Origin of the sequence: Paracoccus sp. SY, assembly GCF_002901215.1 — a bacterium.
In the GTDB taxonomy this organism is placed as follows: domain Bacteria; phylum Pseudomonadota; class Alphaproteobacteria; order Rhodobacterales; family Rhodobacteraceae; genus Paracoccus; species Paracoccus acridae.
This window is the reverse complement of sequence record NZ_NWMQ01000203.1, coordinates 1-532: the sequence shown is the minus strand read 5'-3', so window position 1 is coordinate 532 and position 532 is coordinate 1. Positions and strand designations below refer to the sequence as shown.

Genomic DNA, 532 nt, shown 5'->3' with positions numbered 1-532 from the left:
TCGAGCCACTGGTAATAGATGTCGCTTTCCCGGTGCAGGAAGCCGGTCAAACCCGCTTCGGCATTCTTGTGCCGCGATGTGACCAGAATATCTCGCTCGGCAGCCCCTCCCTTCGGCGTAAGCGCCTCACTGCGATAAAGGATTGCCATGTATCTCATCCGCATGACGTCACCGGCATTTTTGTGCGTGTCAAGTAACATGTGAATTGCCGGAACTCCTGCCAGTCCGCAGTCCTTTTGCCCGTGAACAAGCAAGGATCAGGCGGAATGGACCGGCACAGCCCTTATGCCCTCGTGGCAGACGATGACACGCTCATCCGCATGGATGCCTGCGAGATCCTGAAGGAGGCGGGCTTTCGCTGCCACGACGCTGCAACGGCAGAGCAGGCCGTCGAGCTTCTCGGCAGTTTCGGTCAGAACATCCAACTGCTCTTCACGGACGTGAGCATGCCGCCGGGCAAGATGACCGGGTTTGACCTGGCGCGGCACTGTGCGCAGAACTGGCCGCATATCGGCATCCTTGTGGCCTCGGG

Annotated in this window: 1 protein-coding gene; it reads left to right on the top strand. The window is 59.4% G+C overall.

Going from position 1 to position 532, the window contains the following annotated elements; genetic code table 11:
• Positions 1-266: 266 nt before the first annotated feature.
• Positions 267-532 (top strand): response regulator (locus tag CK944_RS22560; protein WP_146038788.1); only part of this gene is annotated, 266 nt, incomplete at its 3' end.